Source organism: Salinirubellus litoreus (assembly GCF_037335815.1).
Taxonomy (GTDB): Archaea; Halobacteriota; Halobacteria; order Halobacteriales; family Haloarculaceae; genus Salinirubellus; species Salinirubellus litoreus.
On the sequence record NZ_CP147841.1, the window covers coordinates 4,300,149 to 4,325,471 of the forward strand.

Annotated in this window: 25 protein-coding genes and 2 pseudogenes; 13 read left to right on the forward strand and 14 right to left on the reverse strand. The window is 62.4% G+C overall.

Annotation, left to right across the window (positions count from 1 at the left end; translation table 11 throughout):
- Positions 1–3: 3 nt before the first annotated feature.
- Positions 4–1,029: a hypothetical protein gene (locus tag WDJ58_RS21425; RefSeq protein WP_338915344.1), complete on the reverse strand. Its 1,026-nt coding sequence runs from the start codon at positions 1,027–1,029 to the stop codon at positions 4–6.
- A gap of 27 nt (positions 1,030–1,056) precedes the next feature.
- Complete coding sequence (locus WDJ58_RS21430) at positions 1,057–3,777, reverse strand: cation-translocating P-type ATPase (protein ID WP_338915345.1); 2,721 nt, start codon at positions 3,775–3,777, stop codon at positions 1,057–1,059.
- 97 nt (positions 3,778–3,874) lie between these two features.
- Between WDJ58_RS21430 and WDJ58_RS21435 the strand changes: the two genes are divergently transcribed.
- Complete coding sequence (locus WDJ58_RS21435; protein WP_338915346.1) at positions 3,875–4,276, forward strand: SHOCT domain-containing protein; 402 nt, start codon at positions 3,875–3,877, stop codon at positions 4,274–4,276.
- Here WDJ58_RS21435 and WDJ58_RS21440 read toward each other — a convergent pair.
- Positions 4,273–5,697: a sodium-dependent transporter gene (locus WDJ58_RS21440; RefSeq protein WP_338915347.1), complete on the reverse strand. Its 1,425-nt coding sequence runs from the start codon at positions 5,695–5,697 to the stop codon at positions 4,273–4,275. The two genes, WDJ58_RS21435 and WDJ58_RS21440, sit on opposite strands and share 4 nt — an antisense overlap.
- 115 nt (positions 5,698–5,812) lie before the next feature.
- Here WDJ58_RS21440 and WDJ58_RS21445 point away from each other — a divergent pair, with 115 nt between their 5' ends.
- Positions 5,813–6,544 (forward strand): proteasome assembly chaperone family protein, encoded by a 732-nt coding sequence (locus tag WDJ58_RS21445; RefSeq protein WP_338915348.1) that lies wholly within the window; start codon positions 5,813–5,815, stop codon positions 6,542–6,544.
- Between the two features lie 503 nt (positions 6,545–7,047).
- Here the strand turns inward: WDJ58_RS21445 and WDJ58_RS21450 are convergent.
- From WDJ58_RS21450 to WDJ58_RS26430, 3 genes and pseudogenes are all read right to left on the reverse strand, one after another.
- Positions 7,048–7,212 (reverse strand): hypothetical protein, encoded by a 165-nt coding sequence (locus WDJ58_RS21450; protein WP_338915349.1) that lies wholly within the window; start codon positions 7,210–7,212, stop codon positions 7,048–7,050.
- Positions 7,213–7,411: 199 nt separating this feature from the next.
- Complete coding sequence (locus WDJ58_RS21455) at positions 7,412–7,597, reverse strand: class I SAM-dependent methyltransferase (protein ID WP_338915350.1); 186 nt, start codon at positions 7,595–7,597, stop codon at positions 7,412–7,414.
- Positions 7,598–7,716: 119 nt separating this feature from the next.
- Positions 7,717–7,912: pseudogene (locus WDJ58_RS26430) on the reverse strand (hypothetical protein); the annotation flags it as partial.
- 82 nt (positions 7,913–7,994) lie between these two features.
- Between WDJ58_RS26430 and WDJ58_RS21460 the strand changes: the two are divergent.
- Both WDJ58_RS21460 and WDJ58_RS21465 read left to right on the forward strand, forming a co-directional pair.
- On the forward strand, positions 7,995–8,891 hold the full coding sequence (locus WDJ58_RS21460) for a CPBP family intramembrane glutamic endopeptidase (RefSeq protein WP_338915351.1): 897 nt from the start codon (positions 7,995–7,997) through the stop codon (positions 8,889–8,891).
- Between the two features lie 165 nt (positions 8,892–9,056).
- Positions 9,057–9,413, forward strand: a complete 357-nt coding sequence (locus tag WDJ58_RS21465; RefSeq protein WP_338915352.1) for a flavodoxin domain-containing protein — start codon at positions 9,057–9,059, stop codon at positions 9,411–9,413.
- A 110-nt stretch (positions 9,414–9,523) separates the two neighbouring features.
- On the opposite strand, the gene WDJ58_RS21470 is transcribed toward WDJ58_RS21465, so the two are convergent.
- On the reverse strand, positions 9,524–9,913 hold the full coding sequence (locus WDJ58_RS21470) for a hypothetical protein (RefSeq protein ID WP_338915353.1): 390 nt from the start codon (positions 9,911–9,913) through the stop codon (positions 9,524–9,526).
- A 193-nt stretch (positions 9,914–10,106) separates the two neighbouring features.
- Here WDJ58_RS21470 and WDJ58_RS26435 point away from each other — a divergent pair, with 193 nt between their 5' ends.
- Genes WDJ58_RS26435 through WDJ58_RS21480 form a run of 3 tightly spaced genes read left to right on the forward strand, consistent with a single transcriptional unit; the run spans position 10,107 to position 12,757 of the window.
- Entirely contained in the window at positions 10,107–10,595 is a 489-nt protein-coding gene (locus WDJ58_RS26435) for a cation transporting ATPase C-terminal domain-containing protein (protein ID WP_417750563.1), read from the forward strand.
- The gene (locus WDJ58_RS21475) at positions 10,540–11,841 is read left to right on the forward strand and encodes a TIGR00341 family protein (protein WP_338915354.1); all 1,302 of its coding nucleotides are present in this window, start codon (positions 10,540–10,542) and stop codon (positions 11,839–11,841) included. The genes WDJ58_RS26435 and WDJ58_RS21475 overlap by 56 nt, the downstream gene beginning before the upstream one ends.
- A gap of 58 nt (positions 11,842–11,899) precedes the next feature.
- Positions 11,900–12,757 (forward strand): universal stress protein, encoded by an 858-nt coding sequence (locus tag WDJ58_RS21480; RefSeq protein ID WP_338915355.1) that lies wholly within the window; start codon positions 11,900–11,902, stop codon positions 12,755–12,757.
- Between the two features lie 55 nt (positions 12,758–12,812).
- Here the strand turns inward: WDJ58_RS21480 and WDJ58_RS21485 are convergent, their stop codons facing one another.
- The gene (locus WDJ58_RS21485) at positions 12,813–14,819 is read right to left on the reverse strand and encodes an SLC13 family permease (protein ID WP_338915356.1); all 2,007 of its coding nucleotides are present in this window, start codon (positions 14,817–14,819) and stop codon (positions 12,813–12,815) included.
- 442 nt (positions 14,820–15,261) lie between these two features.
- Positions 15,262–16,052, reverse strand: a pseudogene (locus tag WDJ58_RS26440) (MgtC/SapB family protein); the annotation flags it as partial.
- Between the two features lie 56 nt (positions 16,053–16,108).
- Here WDJ58_RS26440 and WDJ58_RS21490 point away from each other — a divergent pair.
- From WDJ58_RS21490 to WDJ58_RS21510, 5 genes are all read left to right on the forward strand, one after another.
- Entirely contained in the window at positions 16,109–17,416 is a 1,308-nt protein-coding gene (locus tag WDJ58_RS21490; RefSeq protein ID WP_338915357.1) for an MFS transporter, read from the forward strand.
- Positions 17,413–18,285, forward strand: a complete 873-nt coding sequence (locus WDJ58_RS21495) for a polymer-forming cytoskeletal protein (RefSeq protein ID WP_338915358.1) — start codon at positions 17,413–17,415, stop codon at positions 18,283–18,285. The genes WDJ58_RS21490 and WDJ58_RS21495 overlap by 4 nt, the downstream gene beginning before the upstream one ends.
- Positions 18,286–18,340: 55 nt before the next feature.
- Complete coding sequence (locus WDJ58_RS21500) at positions 18,341–19,030, forward strand: YqjF family protein (protein WP_338915359.1); 690 nt, start codon at positions 18,341–18,343, stop codon at positions 19,028–19,030.
- Positions 19,031–19,138: 108 nt separating this feature from the next.
- Positions 19,139–19,669: a CPBP family intramembrane glutamic endopeptidase gene (locus WDJ58_RS21505; protein WP_338915360.1), complete on the forward strand. Its 531-nt coding sequence runs from the start codon at positions 19,139–19,141 to the stop codon at positions 19,667–19,669.
- Between the two features lie 280 nt (positions 19,670–19,949).
- Positions 19,950–20,621, forward strand: a complete 672-nt coding sequence (locus WDJ58_RS21510; RefSeq protein WP_338915361.1) for a GIDE domain-containing protein — start codon at positions 19,950–19,952, stop codon at positions 20,619–20,621.
- 280 nt (positions 20,622–20,901) lie between these two features.
- On the opposite strand, the gene WDJ58_RS21515 is transcribed toward WDJ58_RS21510, so the two are convergent.
- The 4 genes from WDJ58_RS21515 to WDJ58_RS21530 all read right to left on the reverse strand — a co-directional run bounded on the left by WDJ58_RS21515 (position 20,902) and on the right by WDJ58_RS21530 (position 23,396).
- Positions 20,902–21,315 carry a hypothetical protein gene (locus WDJ58_RS21515; RefSeq protein ID WP_338915362.1) on the reverse strand — a complete coding sequence of 138 codons (414 nt, stop codon included), beginning with the start codon at positions 21,313–21,315 and terminating at the stop codon, positions 20,902–20,904.
- A gap of 38 nt (positions 21,316–21,353) precedes the next feature.
- On the reverse strand, positions 21,354–22,274 hold the full coding sequence (locus WDJ58_RS21520; RefSeq protein WP_338915363.1) for a hypothetical protein: 921 nt from the start codon (positions 22,272–22,274) through the stop codon (positions 21,354–21,356).
- A 127-nt stretch (positions 22,275–22,401) separates the two neighbouring features.
- Positions 22,402–22,686 carry a hypothetical protein gene (locus WDJ58_RS21525; protein ID WP_338915364.1) on the reverse strand — a complete coding sequence of 95 codons (285 nt, stop codon included), beginning with the start codon at positions 22,684–22,686 and terminating at the stop codon, positions 22,402–22,404.
- Positions 22,683–23,396, reverse strand: a complete 714-nt coding sequence (locus tag WDJ58_RS21530; protein WP_338915365.1) for a hypothetical protein — start codon at positions 23,394–23,396, stop codon at positions 22,683–22,685. Before WDJ58_RS21530 ends, WDJ58_RS21525 begins: the two co-directional genes overlap by 4 nt.
- Positions 23,397–23,466: 70 nt before the next feature.
- Here WDJ58_RS21530 and WDJ58_RS21535 point away from each other — a divergent pair, with 70 nt between their 5' ends.
- Positions 23,467–24,258 (forward strand): 2-oxo acid dehydrogenase subunit E2, encoded by a 792-nt coding sequence (locus WDJ58_RS21535; RefSeq protein ID WP_338915366.1) that lies wholly within the window; start codon positions 23,467–23,469, stop codon positions 24,256–24,258.
- A gap of 84 nt (positions 24,259–24,342) precedes the next feature.
- Here WDJ58_RS21535 and WDJ58_RS21540 read toward each other — a convergent pair whose 3' ends face one another.
- Entirely contained in the window at positions 24,343–25,230 is an 888-nt protein-coding gene (locus WDJ58_RS21540) for a CPBP family intramembrane glutamic endopeptidase (protein WP_338915367.1), read from the reverse strand.
- Positions 25,231–25,323: the final 93 nt, after the last annotated feature.

Here is a 25,323-nt window from a genome sequence, read left to right on the forward strand (position 1 = left end):
CACTCAGGTCGTCTCCTCTTCCGGGGGCCGATAGCCGTGGCGGGCGAGCTGAAAGATGTCGACCATTCGGAGGGTCCCGTGGACACCCAGGCACGAACCGAATGCGATCGTCCCTAGTTTCCCTCCCGACCCCCCGACAAACGGAGTCGTGTACACCACGACCAGACCGACGCCGATCCCAGTCGCTCCGATCCACCACTCGTTTGGGATACGTCTGGGGTTCGTCATCCCGGCGAACGACGCCGAGTAAACCGCGGCGGCGAGTAGTCCTCCCGAGACATCGAAGAACATCGGGAGCAGGAGTCCGCCGGCCACACCCACGAGCCCAGAGGCCAGAACCGGGCTCGCGGCCGAGCGAGTATGGACCGTGAAGGTGATGATGGCACCAAGTGCCGCGAATCCGACCACGGGGAGGAGCACCGGCTGGCCGGGGATGGGACCGCTCTGAAAGGAGGCGGTGGTCGGCAACACGACCAGTGATACCCCGACAAACGCGGTCGTTCCCAACTTTCCCCCCAGACCGTGAAATACCGGGTGCGCGACGGTAAACAGTAGACCGGCCAGTGCCGCAGCGAGGGTCGCATACCAGTACGATCCAAACAGCGCCGGGGACGTCATACCGACGAACGCTCCGCAGTAAACTGGAACGGCCACATTCCGGACCATTGCGGTTGCGATGATGCCGACCACGCTCGCTGCGACGATCGGAGATACCCCCAATTCCGCGACGCCAGCGAAGGTGAGTAGTGTCCCGCCAACGACAGCCAACAGGTTCCAATGGGCCTCGTTGATAGCGACTGTTCCTTCATCGATCACACGACGCAGTTCCCACCATTCGTATCTGATCCCCAACCCGACTCCGAGGGTGCCAAAAACGAGGACCGGACCGAGTACAACGATCCCCCGCGGGAGAATGGCCCCCCACACGCCGAAGCCGAAGAGAACGAGCGGTGGCACCGCCAGGAGGAGAAAGCCTACGACCACCGGCGGCCAGGGCAGCGACCATTCGGGTGCTTTCCAGTGTCTCATAGATGTCCGAGAAAAGCATGACGGTGACTAGCCGTCTTCTTCCTCCGTAGGGTCTATCGATTTCCGTCTCCGCCAGGTGAATTTGTGAAGCTCGATCGCGACCAGCAGCGTGAGCGCAACGCCCCCGAGCACGACCCACGTCTCCAGTGCCACCGGGGCCGTCCCGAGGACGGCCTGCCCAAGGGGGAGATACATCGCTGCGAGGTGGATCAGGAACGCAGCAGTTGTCCCCATCAGCAGGATCGGACTCTTCAGTGGGGAGAGCCGGAGCACCGACTTCGTCTCGGAGCGGGCGTTCCCGATGTGGGCGATTTCGAAAAGGACGATCAGCAACAGGAGATGGTTCCGTGCGGTCTCTTCGGCCCATCCCTGGCCGATCATCCACCAGAACGCCCCGAAGCCAACGATGCCGATTACTGCAGCTGCGATCACGGTTCGCTCGATCATCAGCTGGTCGAAGATCCGCTCGGTCGGAGACCGCGGCGGCCGCTGGAGTACGTCGTCCTCCTTCGGTTCGAACGCGAGGGCAACGTCCTGAATCCCGTTCGTGACGAGATTCAGCCACAGGATCTGTGCAGGGAGGAGCGGGAGCGGCAAGCCCGCCGCCAGCGCCAGGAGAACGAGGACGACCTCGCCGGCACCGGTCGACACGAGGAGGTAGATGACCTTGCGGATGTTGTCGTAGGCGACGCGCCCCTGCTCGATTCCGCCGACGATCGTCGCGAAGTTGTCGTCACTAATGACGAGCTCGGACGCGTCACGGGCGACGTCGGTTCCCATGCGGCCCATCGCGATGCCGATGTTCGCCTGCCGGAGTGCGGGCGCGTCGTTGACGCCGTCACCGGTCACGGCGACGAAGTGCCCGACCGACCGCGCGGCCTCGACGATCTGGAGCTTCTGTTCCGGCGAGACGCGGGCGAAGACGCGAATCCGCTGGATCACCTCCCGCAACGAGTCAGCATCGATATCGACTAGGTCCGCACCGGTCATGACCTCGTCCGGATCCTCGGCCAGTCCGAGCTCCCGGGCGATTGCCAGGGCCGTCTCGGGATGATCACCGGTGACCATCGTGACGTCGATGCCCGCCGTTCCAGCAGCGGCGATCGCCTCCTTCACCCCGGACCGGAGCGGGTCCATCATGCCGAGAAAGCCCAGGAACGTCAGTCCCGACGGCTCCGGTGGCGGGGCTTCCGGATCCAGTTCCCCGTCGATACTGCCTTCGGCGACGACGAGCACGCGGTAGCCGTCTCTGGCCAGCTCCGTTGCCCGTGACTGGAGTTCGGCGGTGCTTTCGTCCGCAGTCGAGGTATCACACATCTCCAGGACCCGCTCGGGAGCCCCTTTGACGAACACCCGCGTCGAGCCCTCTTCCTCGTGGAACGTCGCGGAGAACCGATACTCCGGTTCGAACGGGATCTCGTCTACCTGTGGGTATTTCCGCAGCGCTTTGTCTCGATCCCAGCCGAGTTTCTGCCCGAGCGCGAGAAACGCGATGTCGGTCGGATCGCCACGCCACGTCCACTCCTCGTTCCGACGGGAGAGTCGCCCCTCGTTACAGAGGACTGCAGCACGGGCGATCCGTGCGAGATCGTCTTCGAGCTCGGGATCCGGTGGTTGGGACTCCTGGAGGACCTGTCCCTCGGGGGCGTATCCCTCACCGGTGACCTCGAACGACGTTCCGTCCGGAAGTTGCACTCGCTTGACGGTCAACTCGTTCGCCGTCAGGGTCCCCGTCTTGTCCGTGGCGATCATCGTGCAGCTACCGAGTCCTTCGACGGCCACGAGCCGCCGAACGATGACGCCCACCTTCGCCATCCGACGGCTCGCGGCCCCCAGCGCGACGGTCATGGCGACCGGGAGTCCCTCGGGGATGGCCGAGACGGCGAGCGCGACCGCGAACAGGAACATCTCGAAGGCGTCGTACTGACGGACGAAGATGCCGAGGAGTGCGGCGACGATAGCCGCAACGAGGACCGTGGCCCCGACGACGCGGGTGAACCGCTCCATCCGGACGATGAGCGGGGGCTTCCCGCCTTCGACAGCGGTGACGTCTTCGGCGAGCCGGCCGACGACGGTCTCCGCACCCGTTTCGACGACGATCCCGCGTCCCCGGCCGCGATTGACGACCGTCCCCGCATACGCCATATTCCGGCGGTCACCGAGCGGGACCGTCCCGTCGACCGACCACGACTCGTCTTTCAACACAGGCGCCGACTCGCCAGTCAGTGCCGATTCGTCGATCTCAAGGCCGTGTGTGGAAAGTAGACGGACGTCTGCGGGCACCCTGTAGCCCGACTCCAGCAGGACAACGTCCCCAGGAACCACGTCTTCGCCATCGATCTCTCGCGTCTCCCCGTCGCGGACGACGGTCGCTCGGGTGCGGAGCAGTTGCTGGAGCGCCTGACTGCTCCGCTCTGCCTGCCACTCCTGTGCGCCGCCGATAATCGCGTTCAGGAGCAGGACGGCGACGATGAAGCCGCTATCAGTAACTTCGCCGATCGCAGAGGAGACGATCGCTGCGATAGCCAGGATATAGATGAGTGGGTTCTGGAACTGGTGGAGTCCGATCTGCCACCACGTCCGGGGCTTCGCCCTCGGTAACCGGTTCGGACCGTATTCCTTGCGTCGCCGCGCTGCGTCCTCTGAGGTGAGTCCGTCAGCAGTTGCATCGACTTCCGCGGAGACAGCGTCGCGAGACAGCGAATACCAAGGCGGCGAATCCGGAACGTCAGCGGAATCGGCAGCCATGGAAATAGTGTGTGACGAATGTCGATGGTAGCGAACTTAGTTGCTCGCCCGAGAAGAGCGGTTAAGTCCCCTGCGATCGACGTTCTAGAACACGCGTATGTCGACGTCCAGGCCCAGAGACGCAAACGTACGGCTCGCTCTCCTCATCGCTATCCTGATCTTCGTCCCGTTGCTCCTCGTCCTCTTCATCCTCGAATTGCTCGACGTGGTGCTCATCTGGATCGTCACGCGGACGACCCGGAGCCTCCCGATCGTGTGGGCCGTCGCCCTGATGTTCTTGCTTCTCGTGGTGGTCCTCGGAATGGGGTACATGTTTTCCAAGTCGGTCGAATCGGTCGCGATGAGTCGCCCCGATCCGGCCCTCGAGGAACTCCGGATTGCCTATGCACGGGGCGAAATCACCCGAGAGGAGTTCAGAGAACGCCGCACGGATCTCCGAGAGGAACACGATGAGTCCGCGACCGAGTCGCACCGTCCCGGTGAACAGAATCCGGACTAGCGGCGGCGACCACGGAGACGAGGGGGTGCAGGGAGTCGATTCCGGAGTGCCCACCCCAACACGGCGAAGACCAGCAAGAGAGCGACAGCGACGAGCAGGCCCAGTGGGCCGTTTCGAGTGTGGTCGACGATAAGTCGCCACGCCGGACGAGCGATGCCGGCAGTCCGCGCAACGGTAACGACCACGAGCACGGCCGGGATCAGATAGCGAACGAACGGGTAGAGCCGTCCGAGTTCCTCGTGAACGGTCTCGAGATCTGCCATCCAGACGAAGACGAACACGATGCAGAGCGCCGAAATGGGTAGCGCAAACGTGCCCACCGACTCGTCAATCAGGTCCAGAACTGGCCGCCCTGCAACAGCGAGGCTGACCGGACTGTAGCTCAGTGCAGAGGGAATGCCAGCCACGAACACGCCACCCGTCAACAGCAGCGTGGCCCGCGGACGAGAGAGTCGCGTCGTGTTCTCCGCGGCGGCGACGCCGACCTCGAGGAGTGCCACGGACGACGACAGCGCGGCGAAAAACAGGAGACCGAAGAAGCCAATCGCGATGACCCGCCCGAACGGCATCGCCGCGAACGCGGTCGGAAGTGTCGTGAACGCGAGTTCCGTCCCGAGGGTGGGCTGGAGGCCGAAACTGAACACGATCGGGAAAATGACGAGGCCGGCGATGACGGCCGCCCCGATATCGGCGATCGTGATCACGAACGACGATTTGAATAGATCCGTCTCCTCCTCGACGTAGCTCCCGTAGGTGAGCATGATCCCCTGGCCGACTGACATCGAGAAGAAGACCTGTCCGAAGGCCGCACTCCAGATGCCGAGGTCCGTGAGTACCGAGAACTCCGGGGTGAACAGGAAGGCCGCGGCCTGGTCCCACTCGGATAACGTCACTGCGTACAGTGCAAGCGCGACGAGTAATGCGAACACGGTCGGCATCACGACCTTCGCCATGCGTTCGATACCGCCGCGGACGCCCATCGAGACGACGCCGCCAGTCACCACCGTCGCGATGACGAAGTACCCGACTGGGAGCCAGCTCGCGGTGAACAGCGCGAACGTCGTCTGTGACCCGGCCAGCCACGAGAGGAAGAACCCGAGCACCCACCCGGTGAGGACGAGGTAGTAGCTTAGAATGAGGAGGACCCCACCGAGGATGAGCCATCCGAGCGCCGTGTACTCGGTCTTGACGGACCGGAACGCGGAGACGACGTCCGTCCGGAGTCGTCGGCCGACGGCGAGTTCGAGGACGAGCATCGGCACGGCACAGACGAAGGCTGCGATCAGGTAGGGAACGAGATAGGCACCGCCACCGTTCTGGCCGACGACAGCAGAAAACCGCCAGATGTTCCCGAGACCGACTGCCGCGCCGACCGTCGCGAGAATAAACCCAAATCCAGAGGACCACCGTGCCGTAGCCATGCCCCGTCGTGTGTCCAGCGAGGGCTTAAATGCCGGTTATCCGAGTGGTGGGACCCGCCTCGGACCGCGGGCTGTTGGAACCGAGGCTTTTGTTGGTGGATAGAGAGCGTTCTGTATGGCAGAGGAGATCTCCCTGACCATCGAAGCCGACGAGCCGCCGTCAGAGACCGTCATCGCTGCATTCACGTATCCCGGGATGGGTGGAATGATAGCCTGCAATTACCTTATCGAAGAGCTGGATCTCGAGCAGACGGGATATATTCAGGCAGACGGGCTGCCGGCTCTCGCACCGTTCGAGAACGGACGTCCGTACCACCCAACCCGACTCCATTCACGATCCGACCTCGACGTGACAGTCCTAACCAGCGAACTCCCCGTTCCGCTCCACGCAACCGAAGTCTTCGGACGTGAATTGCTCACCTGGATTCTGGACCGAGAAATCAACGAGGTAGCGATCCTGCTCGGTGTTGGAGGCCTCCGAAACGTCGGAAGCAGCGACGATATCCATTACGTCGCGTCACCTGACTACACCGAGCAACGGTTACAAACAGCAGACTTCACGCCACTGGCAGGGGGATTTTTCGACGGAATCACTGCAAGTCTCGTCTCCCGAGCGATCGACACGCCGCTCCGGGCAGGCGTGCTGGTCACGTCGACGCGGACACAGGGCATCGATCCGGATGCGTCATTACGACTGGTAGAAGCAGTGAACCAACTGTACGAATTTGGCGCGGATACGGATCGGCTTCGACGGTTCGCGACTGAAATCCGCCAACATTACGAACAGTTGATGCAACGTATGCAACAGCAGGACCAAGTCCGCGAGTGGGATCAGGCATACATGTGAAAGAAAGGAAAGAATGGGGGACGCCAAACAGCGATTACGAGATTTTGGATATGAAACAAAGTCACACATCAATTTCATCCTCCGAGGTTGTGTGTGAGCGTCTACGGGAATCACGTCCAAATGGTTTGTCACCCATTCGATTCTGGCTCACGAACCCACATTACTGGAACTGGTGACGCTCGGACGGTTTTCGCGCTCACGAATCAAGTTTCCCGGAACTCTTGACTCGTCCCCGAGCAGCGTGCTGGGTGCGTGCAGACGAGGAGTGAGAGGCGAGTCTCGGCCAATCCTGCTTCGGGTTCTCCATGATGCAGGGCAGCGACGAGCGAGCGAGAGCTAGCGAGTCGTCGCACCCCGGCGAACCCACCTTGGATCGGAGACAGATCTCTCACAGCATGCGAAAAATAGATGATGGATTCGGCACACACTCGTGGAATGCTATTCATTCAGGTTTCGAAAGCTCCGCACGGCTGAGCGTTCGATGGAAGGCTGCCGATTTGGTGCTATCGGGTGGCGATGATGACACCGACCGACTCAGTGATGATCTCGATATCCATAAGCACGAGCCCTGAATCCACGAGGAGATCTGCGATGGTTTCCATCCATGACAGCGTCTCGTACTCGCTTGGGGACTGTACCGGTCCGAAACGCATCTTGTCGACGACCACTACACACCGCGAATTCAGCACGCGAGACCGTCGATGGCGGCGCGTAATTCGTCCTCGCCCCCTTCGTCGTAGGCCATGTAGAGGGCATAGCTGGCGACGACGACATCCACCGGTTCGTCGACGTTCGTTCACGGACCCCGTGGCCGAACGCGACGTTCTCTATGCCGTGCTGCTCGGCCTTCTCACGGGCGTACCGGAGCTACTCATCGTAGATATCCCGCCCTACCACGCGGTCACACTTCGACGCGAGCTCGAAAGCGACGATGCCGGTACCCGTACCGATGTCAAGCACGACGTCGTCGGGCCCGATGGGCGCGTGTGTGAGAAGATACGACAGACACATCTGGTACGCCTCGTCTGTCTCGCTGTCCGCATCGTAGTCCATCGGGGTGTAACCGTGGTAGTCGCGTGCAGTGTTAGTCATCTGTACTGCGAATTGGATGTGCTGAAGGATAAGGATCTCAAGAATAATCGCTGACACGTACGACCGACTACGACTCTGTATCACGACTCACTGACGAGATGTTCCTCGAGGTCGCGTGTCCAGTACGTTGCTGGGCCGCCGAGACTACATATCGCACACAGCTGTAGTGGGCCTTCCAGGTAGCCGAATTCGACACGGAACCGTGTGAGGACTGCAAGCGCATCGACGACCAGCCCCACAGCCATCACAGGCGACGTGCTCGCGCTCGACGGAATCCGAGGCGAGTCGAGAAGAGTGTAGTGCCGAAATCCCGGTAGCCGGGAGTACCGTTAACTACGACGTATACCAAATCGTTGGTATGTCTGGTATCCGCGCGTGGATAGATCGGCATCGTCTTCTGAGCTTCGTCGCGATCGCGTACGCGTTCACCTGGACGATCCAGGGTGCGCTGGCCTATTCGGGCATGGAAGCCTCCTGGACGCACTCGATCCTGATCGGCTTCGGCGGGTTCGGCCCGCCGATCGGCGCGGCGATCGTCATCTGGGCCTCCGGCGGGAGCCTCCGGACCTGGGTCGGACAGATGTTCAAGTGGCGGATCGGTGTGAAATGGTGGACGCTCGCGATCGGACTCCCGTTCGTCATCCTCTCGCTCGGCGTCCTGCTGTTCGTCCTGGCCGGGGGTCCGATCGACCTCACGGAGTTCGAGTCACCGTTCATCTACCTGTTCGCGATGGCGTGGGGGACCGTATGGGGTGGCGGCCAGGAAGATCTCGGTTGGCGTGGCTTCATGCTGCCCATCCTCCAGGACTCCTACAGCGCGCTGATCTCGAGTGCGATCGTGGGCGTCACGTGGGCCGCCTGGCACCTCCCGCTGTTTCTGAACGCCACGACCACCCACGGCGGCTGGCCGCTCTCCCAGCAACTCCTCTGGATCGTCTCCATCCTCGCGGGCTCGATCCTCTGGACGTGGATGTACAACAGCACTGGCGGGAGCGTCCTCGCCGTCGCGGTGTTCCATGCGGGTGTCAATGCGATGGGGATCTTCCACCCCGCCGATCCGGAGGCGCTCATTCCGAACGGTGTGCCGGATCCCTGGCTGAACCTGCTCGCCGAGGTCACCGGCGCGGTTCCGCTCGTGCTGATTGCGCTCCTCCTGATCGTCGTCTACGGCGGGGACCGCCTCGCGAATCGCGACCCGCCAACCCCACAGGATGCCGGCCTCCCACCGGAGACCGAATCGGACCGCGTTGAGTGAACACGCGCCAAGGCTGGACGCATATTGCGGGTCCCGAGTTGCCCCACTGCGTACTACCGCTTCCGTCGCACCGTGATTCGGACGGAATTACCAATTCGACCGGAAGAGATCTGCTGGTGCGGCGAACACCACATCGAGGTGTGAGAACACGTGAGTTCCGTTCTGATGCTCTACGGGACGGGTGAAGGCCAAACGGCGAAGATCGCGGCCACTACCAGCCAGCGCGGTCACGTGGCGAAGATCGCGACCACTACCAGCCAGCGCGGTCACGTGGCGAAGATCGATGTGCCTGACCGACCGGAACCGTCCACTCTCGAAGGGTATGACGCCGTCGTCGTGGGTGCGTCGGTCCACGTCGGCAAACAGCAGGACGCGGTTCGAGCATCACTGGAATCACGAGTACCGCCAGTATACCCGCCCACCGAAGGATGCGACGACAGCGTCGACGATGATTCGTTCCACATCGCCGCCGAACATCAACAGTGCTGCGGTACCCCACAGTCCAAGGATGGCCGCCGGTAGACGAGAAGCTGATTCACGTCCTCGTCATCGGTGGTCAGATACCAGTTGTAACCATTCGCGAGCGCGATGAGTGAGCCAACGACGTAGCCTCAGGTAATTGTATTACCTAGTCACTTCGTATCCATATCGTCCGTCTCAGGGAGTGGCACGACACGGAACACGTAGTCGGGATAGGCGTGATCGAGGTTCGTCGGACTCTCTTCAGCGGTGTGCTCCCGGCACAAGAGCGCTTCAGCCGTAACGGCTCCGTGACCAGTTTCTTCCTGATAGCGCTCGATGACCACGAACGTTGCGGGTTCTTCACAGCCCCGACGATGACACGTGCGAGGGGAGTCTTGGGGGCCGTCTTCCTCACCAAGCGCTTCCTCGGCCACGTCAGATACGTCACGTGGTGGTTCCGGTTCGTCCGCTCGCTGCCGGGCATCTTCGAGTTCCCGCTTCCGCTGGCGGTTGTCTGCGTCACGTGCCTGCTTCTCTCGACCCTCTTTCGTATCTGGCATGCCGTCTTCTTTATCGGGACAAAGGATAACGCTACGGTCGCTCCGGAGAGACACCACAATATTCCCGGGACGATACTGCCGAGCTATAGTAGCGTTTGGACGTCTTTACGCACGGACGGGGGGACCGTCCCCGTCCGGCGTGTGTCATCGGTTCCAAACGCTACTATAGATTCCCCCGCCGATGGCAGGCGAGATGCGAGGGCTCACGTCGGGTATCCTGCGCAACGAATTCACCGCGAACCCGTACGTCTGGGGTGCCCTCGGCCAGTCCACCCTGCTGGTGATCGCCACTGTCTACCTGCCGGGGGGTTCGCTGGCACTGAGCACTGCACCCATCGGCCTCGAATGCTGGCTGGTGGTGCTCGGCATGAGCCTGCTTCCCCTCGGCGCTGGACAGGTTATCATAGAGTTTCGCCGCCGGCTCGGGATCCCGAAGTGGAGGACTCGGCTCGAAGATGCGTCCTTCGATGCCGAACGACTGATGAACCCGATGTCGGCCGATAGTAGTGAGGGCCCAGAACGGCACAGGTGGATTCCTGATTCATCCATCGTATGTACCGTACTCCCTTCACACCGGCAGAATCCTTGTGGCACCATTTATCCCGTGGGACTGAGTCGCTGTTCTCATGGCCCGGCTGGTTTTCGTGACTATTCCGACCGGAAAACGAGAGGCCGTTCTTGATGTTCTCGATGATGAAGGGATAGAGTATACGCTTACTGATGAGACGAGCGGACGCGGATACACCTGTGCGGTTCATTTCCCCCTTCCAACGAGTGCTGTTGAGCCGGTGTTAGACAGCCTTCGAGAAACCGGGCTAAACGATGACACCATCACAGTGACCGTCGAAACAGAATCGGTTGCCTCTCGCGATTATGACCGGCTCGAAGAGCGATTTACGAAGGATTCTGAAAGCCCCGAACAGATTGCCAAGGAGGAGCTCCAGAGCGCTGCCGAGGATCTCGTCCCAGCGTCCATGCCGATATATGCTGGCATGACTATCGTGAGTGCGATCATTGCGACGGCAGGATTGCTTCTAGATTCTGCTGCCGTCGTCGTCGGGTCAATGGTGATCGCACCGCTCATTGGTCCCGCGATGGCGACGAGCGTTGGCACGGTCTTCCGGGATCGCGACCTCTTTCGAGACGGTGTCAAACTGCAGATTATCGGAGCCACACTCACGATCGGGGGTGCAGCTCTTTTTGCGATTCTCATCAGAACAGGGAATCTCGTCCCCCCGGGATTAGATATCCTGTCTATCTCACAGATCCGCGAACGGTTTCGCCCGGATATCCTGTCACTCGTGGTTGCCCTCGGATCGGGAGCTGCGGGAGTGATTAGCCTCGCTTCTGGACTCTCGTCGGCACTGGTTGGCGTCATGATTGCCGTGGCACTCGTTCCTCCCGCAGCGACGGTCGGCATCGGTATCGCATGGGGGAATACGGCACTCGCTGTGGGCTCCGGCGTGTTACTCCTCGTTAACGTCCTGTCGATCAATCTCGCCGCACTCCTCGTGCTCTGGTATATGGGGTATCGGCCCGCCAAGTGGTTCCATATCGAGCAGACCAGAAGGACGTTCTTCAAGCGCGTCGGCGTTCTCCTGATCAGCATTCTGCTCCTCTCCGCATTCCTCGGAACCGTGACGTTCTCCTCGTATCAGACTGCCACTGTCGAACAATCGATCCGGGACGATATTCAACGGATCCTCGACGATCCGGCCTATTCGGAGTTCGCTCTTCTCGAAGTTCAGTTCGAATATTCGGACGATCTGCTTGCGCAGAGCCCCTCTCGAGTTACGATCTCGATAGGGGCTCCGAGAAGGGAGGCACCACCGGAACTGGGTGATCGAATCGACGCACGCGTCGATCGAATCGCCGGCCGAAACGTAGCTGTTCAGGTTCGGTATCTACTCATCCAGGAACCCCAATAAGTCCGACCACAGCCCATATTTATCTCAACAGAGGCCGATCGTCCATGAGAAAACCGTCATGTATCAACGCATTCTGCTACCGACTGACGGCAGTGAAGCCTCGTCGACTGCAGCTGAAGCAGCTGTTACACTCGCCGATCAGTTCGACGCGGAACTACACGTAATCCACGTCCTCGAACAAGGCCAGACCGCCACTGATGCTGATGGTGTCAATGCCCCCGCCCGAGGTGGCGAGGAGGCAGTACGAGCGGCTGTCGAATCGGCTGCTTCTTCCGGTGTCGAGGCTACGAGGAGGGTCATCGAAAAGGGGACGTCGATCCATCAGGAAATCCTCACCTACACAGACAAACACAGTATCGACTGTATCGTGATGGGAACCCGGGGCAGGAGTGGACTCAGTCTCAGCCGGGCCGTCCTCGGGAGCGTCGCAGAACTAACCCTGCGCGAGTCTCCCGTACCAGTCATGACGGTCCACGAGGGGACGGTTATCGATGCGGAGATCAGTTCAGTACTCGTTCCAACTGATGGGAGCGAGTGTGCATATACTGCCGTTGGCCATGCGGGTGAACTGGCGAGGTCGGTCGACGCGAAACTACATCTCATCTACGTCGTTGAGATAGGACAGGTGATCAACGGCGATAGAGTCGAGAGGCTACGAGAAGCCCTTGTGGAAATCGGTGAGAAGGCGCTGGACATCGCCCTCGATAAGGTCCAGTCGTCGACGTACTTGCCGACCGAGACCTCGATACTGGCCGGCCCCCCCTATCTCGAGATTATCAGATATGCGGAGGAGCACGATGTCGATTGTATCGTGATGGGGACCCACGGTCGAAAGGGGATACGTCGGTTCCTCCTCGGTAGTGTTACCGAACGTGTAATTCGCCGTGCTGATGTACCTGTTATCTCGGTGAAATAGGTTTGTCAACAGATACTCTCTCGAGTGGACAGGCAGCCGAACGTCCGTTCTAAAGTCACAGACCCCAGAAGAATGCGATGCCAACAGTCGTAACGAGAGTCAGTATCAGTTGTAACGGTGCGCCGACGCGTGCGAAATCAGTGAATTTGTACCCACCTGGGCCGTAGACCATGAGGTTCGTCTGGTAGCCGACGGGGGTCAGTAGCGGTGTGCTGGCGGCGAAGGTCACGGCCATCACGAACGCGAAGGGGTTGGCGCCGAGTTGGCCAGCAACCTCGACCCCGATCGGGAGCAGCAATACGACGCTGGCGGAATTGCTCACCATCTCCGTGATAACCGCGGTCCCCAGGTAGAACAGTCCCAGAACCGCGATCACGGGAAGGAGAACGCTGACGGAAACGACGAGGTCGGCGATGAGGGCCGCCGTCCCGGAGGCCTCGACCGCGATGCCGAGCGGAATGACCCCCGCCACCATGAAGATCACCTCCCAGTCGACGGCCTCGTACGCTTCCTCGGGCGTGAGGACGCCGGTGAAGAACATCGCCGCGACGCCCGTCAGCGCACTCACCATGAGCGTGAGGACGTCGAGTGCCGCGAGTCCGAGGGCACCGGCGAGGATCCCCAGCGCGATGGGGATCTTCGATCGGTCGAACTCCTCCCACCTGTCCTCGCCCGCGATGGCGACGTTCGTGTCTCTCGCGATGCGATCGAGCACCTGGTCGGGCGCCTGGACGAGGATGACGTCGCCGGCCTGTAACCGGACCTCTCGGAGACGCTGGCGGATCACCTCGTCGCCGCGCCGGATCGCCAGCACTGTCACGTCGTAGTCGCGCTCGAAGTCTGCGACCCCGCTGCGCCGACTCGACCTGGGCCCGGGCAATAGCACGACTTCGGTGAGTTCGATCTCATCCTCGGGGATCTCCTCCGCCGTCTCGTTACCGTCTTCCTCCGTGTCTTCACTAGACGCCTCGTCCTCGGTGAGAGCGTCGCTGCGCTCCGCGTCGGGCGGCTCCCAGCCGTGACGCCGTGGCGAGAAGCCGGGCGGGAGGGACGCATCGTCCTCCGTGGCCGCCTCCATGACCTCCGGTAACAGCTGCAGGTGGTCCTGCTCGATGACCTCCTGGAGGGTTTCTTGATCGGCCCTGACGGAGAGGACGTCGCCAGCCCGGATGCGTTCGGATCCGAGTCCGCGGGAGAGTGTCCGATTGCCACGGACGATCTGGAACACGTCGAGATCGAGGTCCCGCTCGCTCAGTTCCCCGACCCGGGAACCGACGAGCGGTGAATCCTCCATGACGACGACATCGGTGAGATAGTCGGTCATGCCAAACGCGTCGGTGGGCGACTCCGCCGGCTCGATCCGTGCTGGAGTGAGATATCGACCGACGGTGAGCAGGTACACGATCCCCACGAGCAAGACGATAGCACCCAGATGCGTGAACTCGAGCAGGGCGAACGGCCGTGCGTCGGGACCGCCGGCCTGGACCCACACCTCGCTCGCCAGGAGATTCGTTATCGTCCCGACGACGGTGAGCATCCCCCCCAGCATCGAGGCAAACGACAGTGGGATCAGGAGCTTCGAGGGCGACGTCTTCGTTTGCCGGGCGAGGTTCATTATCGCAGGTATCAACACGGCGACGACCGAGACGTTGCTGACGACCCCGCCGGGCGGCCCGGAGAGCGTGACCGTGGCGAGCAACTGCCGGAACTCGTTGTCTCCGGCGAACGCGATCAGTTTTCTCGTCAGGATCTGGATAACGCCGGTCTGTCGGACGCCTTCGCTCAGGACGAACATCGCCAAGACGGTGAGCGTCGCGGGGTTCGAGAAGCCGGAGACACCCTGCTCCGGCGACACGCCGGTCCACTCGCCGAGGAGGACGAGGGCGACCATGAGGCCGACCGCGGTGGCGTCGATCGGTACCGGCTGGGTGACGAAGAGGACGAACACGATGGCGATGATCGCCAGTACGACGACCACGTCGAGCGAAACCGGAAACGGTCCAGGGAGTAGCTGTAGCGGCCAGCCGGCGTTCAAAGAGCGGAAGAGAAAGATAGTGTTCATTTATTCGTTGTCCCCGGGGGTTGCCTGGATGATCACATAGAATTTGGGTTCTCCCCGAACCCGGATGCCCCCTCCCAGTGAAGTAGTTGTCCCCCGCAACGTCACGAGACGACGTTCGACGGGAACGTCCGTGGGTGGGCGGACAGTTCAAGCAACGAGAAAAGCCAGATCGCTCAGGACAACGATGCCGAGCACAATCGACACGAGTCGGCCTAACCTGTGGGTACCAAGAACCCATGCCAACGCGGCTTTGACGAAGGTGTTTCGATAGCCGCGATGACGATTCCCGTCGTGACTATCTTTCTTCGAGGAGAGGATCCCGTCGTTTACGGCGGGCGTGAATCCGACAATTCCTCCGCGACCCACGTGCTGCCGCTACTGCGGATATTTACGTATCATCAATTCGTCGCATGACGTCCACCGAGGCGGCATGACCGCCGTACTAATCGGACAGTATCGGGACTCCGAGGCCCAGAACGTTCGAGACACCCGCTCGAACCGCTGTGGTGTCTCGGCTGCAAGATACCTCCGAGTCCCTCCGCCGGGGATAGGAGTAACGGCGGTGTGGCCCCGTCCTCAGAACGGCTTCGCCGTTCTGATGGGCTGCACGAGAGCACCGCTCTCGTGAACGCCATCGGCCCGTCATGCCGAGGGGTCGTAAACCAGCAAATATCCCAACCCAGCGGCGCGGTGCCGTGGGACGCCTCGCCGTGAACGGCGAGGAGGAGGTCACCTCTGTCGAAACTGCTCCTTCGGCTGCGAGTCGACCCAACGTGATCGTCATTGCGTCGACATCAGCGAGTCCGGAGAAGAACGCGGTCGCGTATACGACCGATGCCCCGAACCACTCGTTGAGGTACTCGGAGACGAATAACACCGTCGCGAATATGGCCCCGAAGAGGAGAGCAGGCTGCAGGCGTAACGGATCCTTGAGTTCCTCCGAGTCCACTGTCTCGTCTGATGCAGTTCGCCAGTACAACACCCCGGCAGCAGCCCCCCCGACAACAGTCATCGCTCCTAACGGGAACGCGATGCTCGGGAGAAATCAGGGTTGACGGCTGCGATCTCGACGAGTGCTCGGGGGAACATCACGATGGAATCGGTGACGACCGCGAAGGCACAGACGTGATAGAGCGTCGCGTTCCGGGTCGTCTTCTCCGCAATCGAGGCCATCGTTGCCGTGGACGAGACGAGCCCGCCGACGATCCCAGTGAGGACGGTCCCTCGTTCGGGGCCGAGGGTTTGTAATTAATGGCCGTTCGTGATCACAACAGGTCAAGACGACTCAGATGGAGTTGAACTCGCACGTTCGGGAGCGCCGATGGATACCGGTGGCGGGGTACGGTCTCTTCGTCGCTCTGATGGTCGCCGGGTACTACTACAACATCACGTTCGTCCAGCTGGGACTCATCGACCTCGGGACACGCCTCGTCGGGATGTCCGAGACTGCCGTCTCGATGTGGATGGCCTCGCTCGCGCTCGTGACACTCGTCGTCGCAGTCGTGACTGGCGTGACGATGGACCGACGCGGCTGGAGCACGGACCTCCGAACGAAGCTCCGACTCCTGTTCGGCGTCGTCTGCCTCCAGTTCGCGCTCACGCTCGTCGCCCCGGTGATTCGGACTGTCCCCGGGTTCGGCGCGTGGATCGTCCTCGCGTCGATCGGGCTCGGCGTCGGGTTTCCGGTCTCGTTCTCGCTCGCGATCGATCTCGTGCCGGTGCCGGACCGAGGGTACGTCGCCGCGGCGATCACGGCGATCGCGTACTTCTTTGCCAATGCGATTCCGCTCTCCTGGTCGATCGACGTCTTCAGTCAGTTGATGGTCGCCGCGATGGCACCGGGCATCCTCGTTCTGGCCGTCCTGTCGTTCGTCCGCTTCGACCGTCTCGATGCGATCCTCGACACCCTCGGGGAGCAACACGAGACGTACGGTACTGGGCGGTTCTGTCACGGGGAGCCGATTCAGGCACGCAGTTTCGCGTTCGTCGTCCCGGTCGTCCTGATGTTCGGCGTGTTCTTCATCGACAGCCTCGGGTTCCTCCGGATCATCGACACGCCGTCACTCCTGCTGAGTTCCTGGCAGTCGCCCGATCTCTCGACGCGCCTGTTCATCGCCGTCGCACACGTCGTCGGTGCGGTGATGGCTGGCGTCGTCTACGCGAACTACTCGCTCTCGCGGGTCTTCCTCTGGACGTTCGCGCTGTTCGCCCTCACGCACGTCATGTACACGTCCGACCTGCGAATCGCCGAGGTGTTCCCCACGATCGCTCGCGGCGGCACTTCACCCCTGAATCCCGCCCTGTACGCGATCGCCGTGAGCTTCTACACGACGCTGAACTTCGCGCTCTGGCCGGATCTCTCGACGCCAGAGACGATCGGCACCCACTCGGCGATCGGGATCGGCGTCGCCGGGTGGCTCGCCACGTTCTCGAGCACCGCGCTCGCGCTGTACTTCCAGGCGGCCGACCTCACGCTCCTCTCTCACCTGAACGTGGTGCAGGCGCTCTCCCTGCTCCTCCTGTTCGGACTCGCGGTCGGCCTGTACGCCAGACGGATGGTCGAACTCGCTCGCGAGACCGGAGGTGCGAGTGCATGAGTCCGACGGAAGCCATCCCACTCCTCATCGTCGTCCTCCTCATGATCTCCATCGGGGGCGGCGACGTTCAGGAGATGTCCGTGACGTTTCAGGGGGTCAACGACGTCGACTCGCTCACGGACGTCCACGTCGTCGCCGGCGGGACCACCATCGTCCCCGGTGACGCGACCGTCGAGGGCCACATCTACGTGATCGGTGGGACCGCAGCCATCGACGGTACCGTCGACGGCGACGTGACGCTCCTCGACGGGAACCTCTCGGTGAATGACGGCGCGACCGTGACCGGAACCCTCCGGACGTATTCGGGCTCCGCTGCGGTCAGCTCCGACGCGTCGGTCGGCCGCGTGTCGCAATTCGAGCCGCCAACCCCGTCGAATTCGCCCGCTCAGCGGATCGGGGCGTACCTCCTGCAGTTCCTCGTCCTCGGCGCGTTCGGGTGGTGGCTCGCCGAACGGCACCCACTCGTCATCGAGAACGTCGGCGCGGCGATCACCGAGCACGCGCTCGTCAACGCCGTCGTCGGCAGCCTCGGCGCAACGACCCTACTCGTACTCTTCGTCTACATGGCGTTCACTCTCATCCTGCTCCCGCTCGCGATCGTCGGGCTGTTCGCCGAGTTCTTGGTCATCCTCTACGGCCAGGCCGTATTCGGATATCTCATCGGGACGCGCCTCCCGATCGAGCGCGACGGCGTCGCGACGCTCGCAGGGATCGCCGCGTTCCTGCTCCTCCTCGAGCTCGTCGGGCTCGTTCCCTACCTCGGCGGAATCGCACAGCTCACCGTCGCAGTCGTCGGATTCGGGGCCGTCCTGAATACGTACTTCGGCCTCCAGCGGTTCGAGCCCGTCACCATCCCTGGAGGATCCTAACCGTGTACGCAGCATCCCGCGACCCGAGTGGTGCCCGTGTCGAGGTGTTCGAGCAATGGTAACAGCACGCTACATGGGCTGGCGACACGTCCTGTTCGCGAATTGGCCCATCGACCCCGAGATCCTCGACGCCCACCTCCCGTCGGCACTCTCGGTCGATACGTACGACGGCGACGCCTGGCTATCCGTCGTCCCGTTCACGAACGTCGACGTCCGCCCGACCTGGGTTCCCGAGGGCTGGGGATTCCCATTTCCGGAACTCAACCTTCGGACGTACGTCACCCACGACGGCCACAACGGAGTGTACGTCTTCAGTCTCGATGCCCAGGGAATCCTCGGCGTCGTCGGTGCCCGCCTCTTCCACCACCTCCCGTACTATTACGCGCGCTGTTCGCTCACCGGAGCTAACGACGACATCCGGTTCAAGAGTCGGCGATTGCACCCCGGTGCTCGCCCCGTTCACTTCGAGGGGACCGACGGTCCATCCGGTCCGGAGCTCGACGTACAGGCGGGGTCACTCGAAGAATTCCTCACCGAGCGCTACCGCTACTACACGGAGGCACAGGACGGCTCGCTGCGGTACGCAGCCATCGACCACGAGCCGTGGCCGCTGTACGAGTCTGACCCGGCCATCGAGAGCAACACGCTGTTCGAGGCTAATGGGTTCGCCCACCCCGAGACCGAGCCCGTGCACTACTACAGTCCCGGTGTGACGACGATCGCGTCACCGAACCGCCGGGTGTGATCGAATGTCGCCTCGCTCGCACGCCATCGCTGTCGCAGACTGGTCGCCCCGAGCCATACTCCTCGGGCACACCGCCCTCACGTCACCATCTCGTGGTCACTGTGGTGCGTGTGGGCGAGCAGCGAGACCGGGGCGACGCCCACAGGAACGCTCCTGTTCGTGCCCGGCGGGCTCGGACCGTTGGCCGCGAGTGCCGTCCTCGTTCGGGCATCGGGTCGATCCGTGAGGGCGTGGCTTCGGGAGGTCTTCGCGGCTCGCGTCGCGCTGCGGTACTATATACTCGCTCTGGCGCTTCCGGGCATCGTCGAGTATCCGCTCTTTCTCGGGTTCATCATCCTGTTCGGCGGCGGGCTCGAGGAACCCGGCTGGCGCGGGTACCTCCTGCCAGCACTTCAAGAGACGTACAGCCCGCTCACAGCCGGGCTCATCGTTGGTGTCGTCTGGGCTGGGTGGCATCTCCCACTGGTTTTCATTTCGGGTACCATCCAGCACACGCTCCGACTCGGCCTCTATCTGCTCCAGCTCGTCGAACTCTCGATCCTATTGACGTGGCTCACGAACCGATCCCACAGATCCGGATCGTTCTGGCGCTGGTCGTTGGCCTCGTCGTTATGGGATACGGCGTCTACAGCTACGTGACTCAGTCCGGTGCATCGGGAACGGCCGACCCGTTCGTCGTGATGGGCACCGGCGCAGTCATCTTCTTTAGCGGGGCCTTCCGCTGGGGCTACCGTGTCGTTAAACTGTGACCCTTCGACCCCCCGGCGCGTACACCCCTGATTTTATGTGACTACATCTAGAAGTGCGAGGCCATTCGATGGACCAACAGTTCGTCATCTCGCTCGGCAGCATCGTTTTCGTGATCGCAGGCCTCGTGACGATGAACAAGGGGCGCAGGGAGCGGGCGGAGAGCACACGGATGGAGGAGACCGAGACCACACGAATCCGGGATGTATCGCCCGGACCGGTTGAGGTCAAGGGGACCGTCCACGGGGCCCAGGACGCATCGCTTCGAACAACCCCGTTTTCGGATACGGACGCGCTGGCCGTGCACGTCGAGGTTCAGGAGTGGCATACCGGCGGTGAGGGTGGTGGCAACTGGAAGACGATATTCGAGGAGGAGACGGCCGAACCGATCTACGTCGACGACGGCACCGGTGATCTCCTCGTCGAACTCCCGGCTGATGGCGGACTGAACCTCGAACAGGACGAGTGGAAGGTCGAGGCCGGCGACGACCCGCCTGAGTCGATCCGGACCTATGTCGAGAACGAGCCCGAACTCGATCTCCCGGAGGGTCACGATATCGGCCCGCTGAGTACGGGGGAAAGACGACGCTACCGGGAAGGCGTGCTCGAACCGGGCGAGGACGTCTACGTGCTTGGAACCGCCCGCGAAACTCAGGCCGGCTGGGATACGCGTGATTACGTGATCGGTGGGCCGACGGCCGATGGCGACTTCGTCCTCTCGGACAAGTCCGAGGCCCAGCTGGTGAAGGAGGGCAAGCGTGGAGGGCTCGTCTTCTTGGCCTTCGGCGGGCTGCTGACTGTTGTCGGGCTCGGATTACTCGTCTTTCCGTTCCTTCCGGTCTAACCTCCATTCAACTCCAGGCGAACCGAAGGGTTAGTTCATGACCGACGAGCGCCCCAGAGATTCAGCCCGATCAATGCAAATAGGACCGTGGTCAGCCATACTGCCTCAGCCAGTGAAGCGACGAAGTGAACGGTGAACAGAAACCCGAACGTGTATCCGGCAATGCTCGTGAGAAGAACGACTATAACCGCGTTTTGCACGGATAACTCCGTCTCAGACCAGTTGTAATTCATGTGCTCGTTGTCTGCTTCCAATCGTTTAGGTTTGCTGACGCTGTTGTTCACCCAGCCTGCAGGAGGAACGTGATATTCTGGGTCTCGTCGATCAAGATGTAGAGGGGTGCTAGCTCGACATCGGGATCGTCCCAATCGAACGTTTCCCTCGGCCCCCCGTCCACCTCCACCGTGATCGAATAACTGCTGTTCGTCGGCAGTTTCGAGCGATTCACGGGATCGACCTTCGCACCGGGGGCGATCTCCAGTTCTCTCGCGGTATGTGACTCCTCCGCGTCGGTCGGCGTGATCGTCACTGAAACGACGATGGGTTCGGTCCGCAGGTTGTAGACGACGACGTCCGTTGCACCGGTCTGGTCCCAGAGCGTCGAACACCCGGCGATGGACGTGGTGCCTGCGACTGCGACCAGCGTGGTGAGGAACCGCCGGCGACCCGGGCCGACTGGTGATCGGTCGCGCATGTACAGGGGCGTTCGTCTTCCCCGTGTTTGAATAGCCGCTATCCTCGGCCGACTCGATCGGTATCACACGTCGAGAGAACACGGTTGATATGTTCCCGAAGCAGTCCCGTCGCGAGCGATCCGGTGACGTGGCCCTTGTCCAGTACGGACAGCGGCATCCCCTCGTAGGAGGGGCGCTGTCGATCGTACTCGATGATGCGGTCGTACCGGGCAAGCACTGGGGAGCAGTCGTCGGCCTCGACGGCCGTGAATTCCTCCTCGAAGTCGAGCACGTCACGGAGGTGGTCCGGCCGTCTCCGGGCTGACCCTGCGGTCATCTTCCGATAGACGGACGAGACGAACATCTCACCCAGCGCGGCGCCGGCGAAGATCGGGACGTACCGGTCGACGGTGTCGAAGCAGGTCCGGTGGAGGTTGACAGCCCAGCCACCGAGGCTGATACCCGATGCGAGGACCGGACTGTTGGTTCGCTCGCTAGCCTGTGTCGCGAGCGCGTCGATCAGGCCGACGGAGGCGGCGAGCATCCCGACGAAGTTCTCGAGGTCACCCATCGCCCGGGCGTATTCCACGTTCGACCCGTCGTGGAACGGTGCCCTGACGGCCACGAGGTTGGCCGGAACCGTCTCGTCGCTCGCGACGAACAGCCGCCGAAACGAGTTCGCACTGAACCGCCCGAACTCGAACGGTCGCTCCCCGCTCCCGTGGTGATAGATGAGCGTCGGATACTTCGGCCCACGCCACTGCCAGGGCAGGTACGCCGCCTCGAACGCCCCGACCGGTGTGTCGACGGTGACGGTCCGCTCTCCAGCACGACCGAGGTCGTCGACGCTGGCCTCCGAGTCGCTCGCCACCTCGACGAGCGGGCGCGAGTCGGGCGACCGTGCGAAGAACGTCGCATCACGCAGGAGGAGCGCACTCAGCCCGACGGTTCCGACGTCGAGGAGTTCGTGAACGTTCATATCGAGTCTCCAGCCTCTCAGTTCAGGTAGTTCCCGCGGCCTACTTCGAGTTCCCCCTCGGTCAGAACCCGGCCCGACTGTGGGCCGAGTAACTCCGTCCGTGACCGCTCGCGGTACTCGTTGCCGGTCACCCGCCCGAGAGCCGCTCGTTCCGGCCGCCGAGTTCCGCGGAGAGGTAGACTGTGGTCTCCTCGGCGGTGTCGTACTCGGCGTACACCTGTCCGTCGTACTCGTAACAGTGCCGTGTCCTCGAGCTCCTCCTGAAGCAGTCGACCACAGTCCGATCGGCGTTCGGGTCGAGGAGCGGTTCGTCGGCTATCGGGATCGGACGCCGAATCCGTCCTCTCCCGAGGTTAGATCTGACGGGCATCAGACTGACAGTGGTACGGTAGTCGTGGCCGAGACCAGTCACGGCGGGCCTTCTTGTTCGTCTCGACAGTAACGTTCGGCGCGAGTCTGTATCCCGAGCATCATCCCCCGTTCCATGACGAAATGCGGCAGTTCGTACGTGAGATAGCGCAGGAGGTACCCGACGGCGGTTCGGTTCTCGGGTTTCCGCCCGCGGACGATGAAGCGCGTCGTCCCTTCGTCTAGTGGATCGAGATGAAACGCCCACGTCCCGCCGTCGTGTCCCTGGAGGACGAGCGTCCGGCCGGGGTCGACACGTTCGACAGTCATCGAGGTGATCGAGCTCTGCAGCCAGTAGTTCTCACGGACCATCCGGATCGGATCGCCTTCCTCCAGCTCCTGGAACTCCGGGACGATCCGGTCGACGTTGTGGATGTCCGCACCGACCAGGTTCTCGAGCCAGGTGTAGCTGTAGAAGCCGCCGCGTCCCTGTCCGAGTTGGACCACCCACGACCAGACGTCGTCACTCGACGCTTCGACCGTGACCGCTCGAGTGGTCTCGTCACTCGGTTCAGGAACGACGTCGTCACCCGGGAGCTGTCGGTTCACTTCCTCGTCGGTGGCGCCCCACGTCCTGTGCCAGGGTCGAAGAAGGACGTGATACACGGCCAGCAACGCGCCCACGGAGAGGACGGCGATCCAGGCACTGCCGGACCGGCCGACCGATGCAGTCGTCGATCCCGTCGGATCTCCGTTTCTCGACTCTTCGATCATTCGACCTTCCTCGATCGAGAATTCGACGCGGAGGGTCAAGAGGTATGTCCCCTCCCGAGGCACGAACGGTATGAGCGACCGTGGTGATCGGATCGAGCCGTTCTCCCCCCGCCGCCGAGGGACGGTCGATTACATGCGAGCGGCGGGCCGGCGAAGCAACGTCCACGGTCTCGTCGAGTTCGACGTCACCGAGGCGAGACAGCGTATCCGGACCATCGAGGAGGAGACGGGAGAGCAGCTCTCGTTCACCGCATTCCTCGTGTGCTGTCTCGCACGGGCCATCGATGATCACCCCCATATCAACGCGTATCGCGACTGGCGTGGTCGGGTCCACGTGTTCGACGACGTCGACGTGAACGTGCTCGTCGAGACCACGGTCGACGGCGAGCGATTAGGCGTCCCCCACGTCGTCAGAGGGGCTAACGAACGGTCCGTCCAGTCGATCCACGACGAGATACGAACCGCCCAGGAGTCCCCGGATCCGACAGCGCTCTCGGGTCTGGGGAGGATGGCGCTCCGGCTCCCCGGCTCCGTCCGGCGGCTCGTCTGGCGGCTTCCGCAGTGGTTCCCTCGGCAGTGGAAGGACGTGGCGGGGACCGTCGCCGTCACTTCGGTGGGGATGTTCGGTCGAGGCGGTGGATGGGCGGTCAGTCCGACGAACTACACGTTACAGTTGACCATAGGGGGTATCAGCAGGAAGCCGAGACTCGTCGACGGGGAACTCACGACCCGCGAGTTCCTCGATCTCACGGTGACGTTCGATCACGACGTCGTCGACGGTGCGCCCGCCGCACGGTTCGTCCGACGGTTGGGAGAACTCGTAGAGGACGCCCACGGGATACCGACACTGGACGAACAGTAACTGGACATCACCGACGGGAGCTCTCGCCGACGGTCCGAACATCCCACCTCCATCGCCTCTCTATGGATTTCGCTCGCCCTGGATTCACGCGTCTCGTGCGGTCGACGAGCTACGCCTCTCTTGGCTCTCACGCTGTGCCAGCAACCCCGCCCCGACGACGCCGATGACCACGAGCGCGAGTACCCACATGAGTACGGCGTGGGAGACGTTCATCGGTGCGAGCGCCACCCAGTCCGGGACGCCTTCGACGATCGCTCGATCCAGATCGAGGGGGACCAGTCCTCCGACGGCGTTCTCCGTCCCGTGCATGAGCATCGCCAGGAGGATGCTCCCACCGGAGCCGTTGTACACCCACGCGAGCAGTATCGAGAACGCCATGATCCCGACGAAGTAGGCAATCTGGGCGCTCAGCGGCCACTGGGAGTGGATCGCCGTCGGATCGAAAAAGAGCGGCAGATGCCAGCCACCCCAGAGCACCCCGATGATCACGGCGGCCCAGAGTCCACCGTACTGCTCCTGGAGTTCGGGCTGGGCGAAGCCGCGCCAGCCCAGTTCCTCCTGGCCGCCGCCGATCGTGGTGCCGAGGAGGATCCCGATGCCGAGGGTGATCGGGTCGAAGGCGAACGACGCGAAGTCGACCGGACCACCGACCATCTGGAGAACGGCACCGGAGCCCAGCGCGACGATCACTGGGATCCCGACGGCCGCGGCGTACCACTTCGGACGCACGCGCCAGCGGAGGACTCGTCCAAGCCAGTCTCGAAGGCTGTCCCCGCTGACGGAGAGGACCACCCCCGCGGCGATCGCCGGGCCGAGGGCACTGAGAAAGCCGCTGATGATCCACCGCGTCCAGGAGGGCTCCATGCCCAGCAACAGAACCGAGGCGTCCAGGCTCCAGGAGATGGCGTACGCGAGGAGGAAGAACGACGCTATTCGGTGGTTTCGTATCCAGTCCCCTGTTCGTGTGGCCATGTCTGTAATCCGGCATCCACGGGCTAATGCTCTGAGGCATCTTCCCGTCCGCCGAGAATCGCTGTAGACGATAATGCGACCGCGATGAGATGA